Below are 8,609 nucleotides of genomic sequence, written 5' to 3' on the forward strand. Positions count from 1 at the left end.
TGGCCGTGGCACGGGCCGGCGCGGCGGCGCGGGCGGCGGGCTTCACCACCTTGGCGCTGGCGCGCGGGCTGGAGCGCGTGCTGGCCGCCTCGGCCGAGACAGGCGCGGACAAGGCCAGGGCGAAAAGCCCCAGCAGGCAAAGCGTGATGATACGCATTGAAAAAAACTCCCCCAATTGTCGATCCCCAAGACGACTGCGGGCTTTCCCCCTCCCGCAGCCATCTCCCTCATGCATCAGTCCAGGTGCGGCAAGCGCAGATAATCCTGGCTCTGCATCTCCACGAGGCGGGAGGCGGTGCGCTGGAACATCGCCGCATTCTCCCCCCGCTCGTAAAGCTGGTCCGGCACCGCGGCGGCCGAGGCCACCAGCTTGCAGCGCCGTTCGTAAAGCGTATCCACCAGCGTGATGAAGCGGCGCGCCCGGTCGAAATTGTCCGGGCCCAGCCGCGGCACGCCGTCCAGGATCAGCGTGTGGAAGGCGGTGGACAGCGCGAGGTAATCGGCCGGGCCCAGCGGCTTGCCGCAAAGCGCCTCGAAATCCGCCCGCGCGACCTCCCCCACCGCCTGCGGCACCTCGACCTGCCGCCCCAGCACTTCCAGCTTGCGCGGCTGGCCGTGGCGCTGGCCAGTCAACTCATGGAAAGCCTCGTCCAGGGCGCGCTCGGCACGGGCATCGGCCGGCACATGCCAGGTCGGCAGGGCCTGGATGCGGTCGCGGCGGTAGTCCTGGGCCGATTGCAGATGCAGCACCGCCACCTTCTGCTTGATCAGCTGGATGAAGGGCAGGAAGGCATCCCGCCCCGGCCGGCCCTTAAAAAGGTCGTCCGGCGCCGTGTTGGAGGTGGCGACCACCACCACGCCGCGGGCAAACAGCGCCTCGAAAAGCCGGCCCAGGATCATGGCATCGGTGATGTCATGGACCTGGAATTCATCGAAGCAGAGCAGCGCCGCGTCATCCGCGATGATCTGCGCCAGCGGCGGGATCGGGTCCGCCGCATTGCCGTGCTGCTTGCGGTAGCTATGGATGCGCCGGTGGCAGTCCTGCATGAACTGGTGGAAGTGGATGCGCAGCTTGCGCGGCACATCGGCGCAATCGAAGAAGAGGTCCATCAGCATGGACTTCCCACGCCCGACCTCGCCGACCATGTAGAGGCCGATGGGCGCCTGGACGGCGGGCGCCTCGGCCGGCTTGCGGCCGAAGAGGCGGCCCATCAGCCCGCCAGAGCTTTCCTTGGCGGCAGGCTGCGGCTTCGGGTCGTAGCGGCGCAGCCGGCCCCACAATTCCTGCAGGGTCTCGGCGGCCTTGAGCTGCGCGGGATCGGCACGCAACTCGCCAGCGGCGACACGGGCACGGTAAAGCGGCAGCGGTCCGGTGGAGGTGGGCGCGTCGCCCACGGGCGTTGTCAAGCCGTCCATCGCAGTGCGGCATAGCCCTTTGAGGCGCCCAGGACAACCACGAAGGTTAAGGAACGGCGAGTAAACGGTTGCAAGGCAAGGTTATATCAAAGGCTCGCAGGGCCTTGATGCCACCTTTGCCGCCGCTGTCCGTTGCATTGGCAGAAGCTTCAGGAGCGGAGAGCCACTATGACCGACAAGTCCCTGATCAAGGAGCATGCCGAGATCGTTGGCTCCTGCGGCAACCATGTCGGCACCGTCGATGGAGTCGAGGGCGATTTCATCAAGCTGTCCAAGAACGACTCGGCGGATGGCAAACACCACTACCTGCCCGTGGCCGCGATCGCTGACATCCAGGGCGGCAAGATCACCATGGTGGTCAATCGCACGGCCACGCTGTCGATGCTGCAGGACACGCCTGAGCCGGGCGAACTGGGCGGCAATTTCGTCACCAGCTCGTAAAGCCCGGAACAGAAACGGAAAACGGCCCGCCGGGGACTCCCGGCGGGCCGTTTGCCTGTCTGGCGGAAGGGCGCCTCAGCCCTGCCGCTCGACCATCATCTGCTTGATGCTGCCGATGGCCTGCGCCGGGTTCAGGCCCTTCGGGCAGGTCGCCGTGCAGTTCATGATGGTGTGGCAGCGGTACAGCCGGAAGGGGTCTTCCAGGTTGTCCAGCCGCTCGCCGGTCCGCTCATCGCGGCTGTCGGCGATCCAGCGATAAGCCTGCAACAGCACGGCCGGGCCGAGGTAGCGGTCGCCGTTCCACCAATAGGAGGGGCAGGAGGTGGAGCAGCAGAAGCACAGAATGCACTCCCACAGCCCGTCCAGCTTGGCGCGCTCTTCCTTGGACTGCAGCCGCTCGCTGTCCGGCGGCGGGGCCGTGTCGGACTTCAGCCAGGGCTCGATGGAGCGGAGCTGGGCGTAGATCTGGGACAGATCCGGCACCAGGTCCTTCACCACCGGCATATGCGGCAGCGGGGTGACGCGCACGTCGGCCTTCTTCACGTCCTCGATGGGCTTGAGGCAGGCCAGCGTGTTCATCCCGTCGATGTTCATCGCGCAGGAGCCACAGATGCCCTCGCGGCAGGAGCGCCGGAAGGTCAGCGTGGTGTCGGTCTCGTTCTTGATCTTGATCAGCGCGTCAAGAACCATCGGGCCGCACTTGTCGAGATCGATCTCGTAAGTGTCGTAGCGCGGGTTCTCGCCCGTATCCGGGTCCCAGCGGTAGATCTTGAACGACTTGACGTTCTTGGCGCCCGGCTCGGCCTTGTAGGTCTTACCGTTCTGAATGCGGCTGTTCTTCGGCAGCGTGAAAGTCGCCATGGTCCCGCTCCTTCCTCAGTACACGCGCGGCTTGGGCGGGAAGACCTGCACCTCGTTGGTGAGGGTGCGCATCTTCACGTCACGATAGTCGAGCTTGACCTGATACTTGTCGTCCACCCAGGCCAGGGTGTGCTTCATCCAGTTGGCGTCGTCGCGCTCGGGGTAATCCTCCTGCGCGTGGGCGCCACGGGATTCCTTGCGGGCCTCGGCGCCCACAACCGTGGTCAGCGCATTGCCGATCAGGTTGTCCAGCTCCATCGCCTCCATCAGGTCGCTGTTCCAGATCAGCGAACGGTCGGCGATCTTGATGTCCTTATAGCCATCGGCCACCACAGCCATCTTGTCGCAGCCTTCCTTCAGCAGCTCGGAGGTGCGGAAGACGGCGGCATGCGTCTGCATGGTGCGCTGCATGTTCAGGCGCAGCTCGGCGACCGAGGTGCTGCCCTTGGCGTGACGCACGCGGTCCAGGCGCTCCAGCGCCATCTCGCCGGCCTTGGGCGGCAGCGGCGCCTGGGTGGCGCCCGGCTTGATGGTCTCGGCGGCGCGCAGCGCGGCGGCGCGGCCGAAGACCACGAGGTCCAGCAGCGAGTTGGTGCCGAGGCGGTTGGCGCCATGCACCGAGACCGAAGCCGCCTCGCCCACCGCCATCAGGCCGGGGACCACGCGGTCCTGGTCGGTCGCGGTCGGGTTCAGCACCTCGGTGTGGATGTTCGTGGGAATGCCGCCCATGTTGTAATGGACGGTCGGCAGCATCGGGATCGGCTCCTTGGTCACGTCCACGCCGGCGAAGATCTTCGCCGTCTCGGAAATGCCCGGCAGACGCTCATGCAGCAGGTCGGCGCCCAGGTGCTCCAGATGCAGGTGGATGTGGTCCTTCAGCGGACCGACGCCGCGGCCCTCGCGGATCTCCATCGACATGGCGCGGGAAACGACGTCGCGCGAGGCCAGATCCTTCGCCGTGGGGGCATAGCGCTCCATGAAGCGCTCGCCCTCGGAATTGGTCAGGTAGCCGCCCTCGCCGCGCGCGCCCTCGGTCACCAGGCAGCCGGAGCCGTAGATGCCGGTCGGGTGGAACTGCACGAACTCGTTGTCCTGCAGCGGCAGGCCGGCGCGCAGCACCATGCCGCCGCCATCACCCGTGCAGGTATGGGCGGAGGTGCAGGAGAAGTAGGCGCGGCCATAGCCGCCGGTCGCCATCACCACGGTCTGGGCGCGGAAGCGGTGGATGGAGCCATCCTCCAGGTTCCAGGCCATCACGCCGCGGCAGGCGCCTTCCTCGTCCATGATCAGGTCGAGCGCGAAGTATTCCACGAAGAATTCGCAGTTATGCTTCAGGCTCTGCTGGTACAGCGTGTGCAGGATGGCATGGCCCGTGCGGTCGGCCGCGGCGCAGGCGCGCATGGCCGGGGTCTTGCCGTAGTTCTGCATGTGGCCGCCGAAGGGCCGCTGGTAGATCTTGCCATCCTCGGTGCGCGAGAAGGGCACGCCGAAGTGCTCCAGCTCGATGATCGCCGGCACGGCCTCGCGGCACATGTATTCGATGGCGTCCTGGTCGCCCAGCCAGTCCGACCCCTTCACGGTGTCGTACATGTGCCAGCGCCAGTTGTCCTCGCCCATGTTGCCGAGGGAGGCGCCGACGCCGCCCTGCGCCGCCACGGTGTGGCTGCGGGTGGGGAAGACCTTGGTGATGCAGGCCGTCTTCAGGCCGGCGGCGCCCATGCCGAAGGTGGCGCGCAGGCCCGCACCGCCGGCACCGACGACAACGACGTCATAGGTGTGGTCCACAATGCGGTAGGCGCCCGAGGAGGGCATGGTGATCGCGTTCATCGTCCCGATCCGTTCGTTACTTCATGGCGACGGTGCGCGCCGGTGCGGCGCCGCCGTCTTCCTCAGATACAACAAAGACTGGCCGGCGGGCGGGCCGGCCAGGCGACATCAGATCGCGATCCGCAGCACCGCCAGCGCGGCGGCCAGAGCCAGGATCCAGCAACCGGCCTTCACCGCCAGGATCAGGAACATGCGCATCTCGCCGCGCACATAGTCCTCGATGATCACCTGCATGCCGGCCGCGGCATGATGGAAGGAGATCAGAACAAAGGACAGGAGGAGCACCGCGTTCAGCGGGCGGGCCATCCAGGTCACCAGCTCAGCATGGGTGGAGCCGGTATGGCCGGCCACCGCGAAGACGAACCAGATGGTCAGCGGCAGCAGCGCGATGGAGGTGACGCGCTGCATCCACCAGTGATGCGTGCCGCCCTTGGCGGAGCCCATGCCGCGCACCCGCGCCAGCGAGGATTGCAGCCGCACGGTGCCGTGTTGTTCGCTCATGTCGGATGCTCCGCGCTTACCAGGAGATCAGGGCAATGAGCCAGGTCAGCGCCGTCATCACGCCAGAGGCGATGAGGGCGGCCCAGCCGGTCTTCATGACCTCAGGCAGGTGATAGCCGTGGCCCAGGTCCCAGTAGAGGTGACGCAGCCCGGCGAAGGTATGGAACCAGGCAACGGCGGTCAGGCCGGCCAGGACAAGGATGCCCAGGAAGGAGCTGAAGAACCACTGGACATGGGCAAAGGCCTCGGGGCCGGTCGCCGCGGCCACCAGCCACCAGACCAGGAAGACCAGGCCCAGGGTCCAGGCGATGCCGGTGTTCCGGCTCAGCACAGACATGCCAGAGGTCATCTGCATCAGGTCATAGACCTGCAGATGCGGCGACAAAGGACGGTTTACACGCGTGCCGTCGGTGCGGCGGCCGACCATCAGGGTCTCGCGCGCGTCTTTGATAATGGGCATGGACCGGTCCCGCTCCGCGAATGTCAACGCCACGCCCCACGCAGCGCCGGGGCAGCGGCGGCGTCGGGGCGGCTCGCCACGTTTTATGGTGCGGCCCCATGCAGCGTCAACGCGCCCCGGGGCGGATTAGGGGCGGATTTACCCCAGCAAATCTCAGTGCAGGCATGAAAAAGGCCGGCTGGGCAGCGCCCGGCCGGCCTTCTCACGATATCGCCGTGTGATTAGTAGTGGCGGTGACCGCGGCGCCCGTAGCCACCATTGGGGCCATAGTCGCCCCGGTCCGGGGTGGTGGCGGCACCGCCGACCGCACCCAGGGCGCCGCCGATCAGCGCGCCGGTGCCGACATTGCCACCGGTCAGGCCAGCCACACCAGCGCCGGCGCCAGCACCCAGCAGGCCGCCGCCAACCGCACGCTGGCCGGGGTTATAAGGGTCGGTGCAGGCCGCTGTGCCCAGAGCCAGGGTCAGAGCCGCCGCCGCGCCAAGCTTGCCGATGTTGAACCGCATGAGACTGGTCCTTCCTTACCGTGTGGTCATCTCAACGCGGCAAAGCTCGCCGAGATGCCGGACGAAAATGGGGCAGTGCCGTGGCCGCGCCGCCCCAATTCTACACAGCTTCGTGAGCTGTAAACCCTTGGTTTAAGCCGATTCCGAAACCAACAGCCCCTGGCGCACCAGTTCCTCGGCGATCTGCACAGCATTCAGCGCGGCGCCCTTCCGCAGGTTGTCGCCGACGCACCAGAAGGCCAGCCCATGCGGCACGGTCGGGTCCACCCGCAGACGGGAGACGAACACCGGGTCCTCCCCCGCCACATCCACCTGGGTGGCGTAGCCGCCGTCCTCACGCCGGTCGAGCACCGTCAGGCCCGGCGCGCCGCGCAGCGCGTCATAGGCCTGCTCCAGCGTGATTTCGCTCTCGAACTCCACGTTCACCGCCTCGCCATGGCCGATAAAGGCCGGCACGCGCACGGCGGTGGCCGTGACCTGGATATCGGGGTCGAGGATCTTGCGGGTCTCGACGGCCATCTTCCACTCTTCCTTGGTGAAGCCGTCGTCCATGAACTTGTCGATATGCGGGATGCAGTTGAAGGCGATGGGCTTGGTGAAGACCTCGGGCGTCGCCGCGTCATTCACATAGATGCCGCGCGTCTGGGTGAAGAGCTCGTCCATCGCCTCCTTCCCCGCGCCGGACACCGACTGGTAGGTGGCGACCACCACGCGCTTGATGCGCGCGACCTCATGCAGCGGCTTCAGCGCCACCACCATCTGGATGGTGGAGCAATTCGGGTTGGCGATGATGCGGCGCTTGCGGAAGCCCTTCAGCGCGCCGGGGTTCACTTCCGGCACCACCAGCGGCACGTCCGGGTCCATCCGGAACTGGGAGGTATTGTCGATCACCACGCAGCCCGCCGCGGCCGCGCGGGGCGCATGCACGGCCGAGACCGAGGCCCCCGGGGAGAACAGGGCGATATCGACGCCCTTGAAGTCGAACTTCTCCAGGTTCTGGACCTTCAGCACCTGCTTCTCGCCGAAGGAGACCTCCTGCCCGGCCGAGCGGCCGGAGGCGAGCGCGATGACCTCGCTGACCGGGAAGGCCCGTTCCGCGAGGGTCTTGAGCATCTCGCGCCCCACATTGCCGGTGGCGCCGACGACCGCGACCCGATAGCCCATGATCCGCTTTCCTTTTCCCGTCCGGGCAAAAACCGGCTTGCACTAGCGCCGATGGCCGCGAGCCCGCAAGCGTGGCCTCAGGCGCGGATGGCATCGAGGAAGCGGCCGGAACGGTCCCGCAGCACGCCGGCCTGGCCCGCCAGCGCCTCCACCGCGCCCAGCATGCCGCCGGCCGCCTGCCCGGTCTCGGAGGCGACCTGCCGCACCACGCCGATACGCTGCGTCACCACGCCCGTGGCCTCCGCCACCTGCGCCGCGCTGCGGGCGATCTCCTGCGTCGCGGTGCCCTGTTCCTCGACGGCCGCGGCGATGGCGGTGGCGATCTCCGCCGTCCGCTCCACGGTGCTGCCGATGCCACGGATCGCCTCCACCACCCGCTCGGTGGAAGCCTGCATGCCGGCGATCTGGCCGGCGATCTCCTCGGTGGCGCGGGCGGTCTGGCTGGCCAGGGTCTTCACCTCGCTGGCCACCACGGCGAAGCCCTTGCCAGCCTCGCCGGCCCGGGCCGCCTCGATCGTGGCGTTCAGCGCCAGCAGATTGGTCTGGCCCGCGATATCACCGATCAGCCGCACCACATCGCCGATGCGCGCCGCGCTTTCGGACAGGCCGCGCATGGTGCCATCGGCGGCCTGAGCCTCCTGCACCGCGCGCCCAGCCACGGAAGCGGATTCGCCCACCCGGCGGGTGATCTCCGCCACCGAGGCCGCCATCTCCTCGGCGGCGGCGGCCACGGCCTGCACATCGGCATCGGCGCGCCCGGCGGCCTCGGCCACCAGCGACGCCTCGCGGCCCGAGGTTTCCGCCGCCTCGGCCAGCCGGCGGGCCGCCGACTGCAACTCCCCGGTGCGGTCGGAGACGCTGCCCACGGCGCTGCCCATCTCGGCCTCGAAGGTATCCGCCAGCCGGGCCTGCTCGGTGGCCATCTTCCATACCAGCATGGGGCCCATATAGGTGCCGTCCCCGCCACGGATGGCCGAGACGGTCAGGTCCATCACCTCCCCCGCCACGCGGATGCGGGCATGGTGCGGCAGGCGGCCGGGGTCGGAGAGCAGGGCGCGCTGATGCGCCGGGTCGCGGTGGAAGATGTCCAGGCTCTGCCCCAATACCTCCGCCGACGGGCAAGGCAGCACATGCGGCACGCTTTCCAGGATGCGGAGCATCTCGGCATTCATGTAGTCGATGCGGAAGTTCTGAGCCGGGTCGGCGCGCATCACGCCCACAGGCATCTGCTCGATCATCTGCTTCCGCGCGAAGGCATCGCCCACCGTGGCCCGCAATGCCTCCACCGCCTCGGCGATGCGGCCGATCTCGTCATTCCGCGCGCGGTCCGGCACCGGCACGGAGGCATCGCCGCCGGCAATCCGCTGCAGCACCGCCGCCAGCCGCCCCAGCGGCGCCCCGACCGCCCGCGCCGTGGCCCAGGCCGCCAGCAG

Annotated in this window: 9 protein-coding genes; 1 reads left to right on the forward strand and 8 read right to left on the reverse strand. The window is 68.0% G+C overall.

Annotated features, from left to right (window positions below; all coding sequences use genetic code 11):
• Positions 1–234 precede the first annotated feature (234 nt).
• Positions 235–1,416 carry a cell division protein ZapE gene (gene zapE / locus IBL25_RS22610; protein ID WP_187780749.1) on the reverse strand — a complete coding sequence of 394 codons (1,182 nt, stop codon included), beginning with the start codon at positions 1,414–1,416 and terminating at the stop codon, positions 235–237.
• 168 nt (positions 1,417–1,584) lie between these two features.
• Between zapE and IBL25_RS22615 the strand changes: the two genes are divergently transcribed.
• Entirely contained in the window at positions 1,585–1,857 is a 273-nt protein-coding gene (locus IBL25_RS22615) for a DUF2171 domain-containing protein (protein ID WP_187780750.1), read from the forward strand.
• 75 nt (positions 1,858–1,932) lie between these two features.
• On the opposite strand, the gene IBL25_RS22620 is transcribed toward IBL25_RS22615, so the two are convergent.
• The 7 genes from IBL25_RS22620 to IBL25_RS22650 form a co-directional block, all read right to left on the reverse strand.
• Positions 1,933–2,718 carry a succinate dehydrogenase iron-sulfur subunit gene (locus tag IBL25_RS22620; RefSeq protein WP_187780751.1) on the reverse strand — a complete coding sequence of 262 codons (786 nt, stop codon included), beginning with the start codon at positions 2,716–2,718 and terminating at the stop codon, positions 1,933–1,935.
• A gap of 15 nt (positions 2,719–2,733) precedes the next feature.
• A complete protein-coding gene (gene sdhA / locus IBL25_RS22625) occupies positions 2,734–4,545 on the reverse strand; it encodes a succinate dehydrogenase flavoprotein subunit (RefSeq protein WP_187780752.1) in 1,812 nt (603 codons plus the stop codon).
• 108 nt (positions 4,546–4,653) lie between these two features.
• Positions 4,654–5,046: a succinate dehydrogenase, hydrophobic membrane anchor protein gene (gene sdhD / locus IBL25_RS22630; protein ID WP_187780753.1), complete on the reverse strand. Its 393-nt coding sequence runs from the start codon at positions 5,044–5,046 to the stop codon at positions 4,654–4,656.
• Between the two features lie 16 nt (positions 5,047–5,062).
• The gene (gene sdhC / locus IBL25_RS22635) at positions 5,063–5,506 is read right to left on the reverse strand and encodes a succinate dehydrogenase, cytochrome b556 subunit (protein WP_187780754.1); all 444 of its coding nucleotides are present in this window, start codon (positions 5,504–5,506) and stop codon (positions 5,063–5,065) included.
• Between the two features lie 221 nt (positions 5,507–5,727).
• Positions 5,728–6,012 carry a hypothetical protein gene (locus IBL25_RS22640; protein WP_187780755.1) on the reverse strand — a complete coding sequence of 95 codons (285 nt, stop codon included), beginning with the start codon at positions 6,010–6,012 and terminating at the stop codon, positions 5,728–5,730.
• 132 nt (positions 6,013–6,144) lie between these two features.
• The gene (locus IBL25_RS22645; RefSeq protein WP_187780756.1) at positions 6,145–7,176 is read right to left on the reverse strand and encodes an aspartate-semialdehyde dehydrogenase; all 1,032 of its coding nucleotides are present in this window, start codon (positions 7,174–7,176) and stop codon (positions 6,145–6,147) included.
• Positions 7,177–7,253: 77 nt separating this feature from the next.
• Positions 7,254–8,609 (reverse strand): methyl-accepting chemotaxis protein (locus IBL25_RS22650; protein WP_187780757.1); only part of this gene is annotated, 1,356 nt, incomplete at its 5' end.

This window comes from Pseudoroseomonas ludipueritiae (assembly GCF_014490445.1).
GTDB lineage: Bacteria > Pseudomonadota > Alphaproteobacteria > Acetobacterales > Acetobacteraceae > Pseudoroseomonas > Pseudoroseomonas ludipueritiae.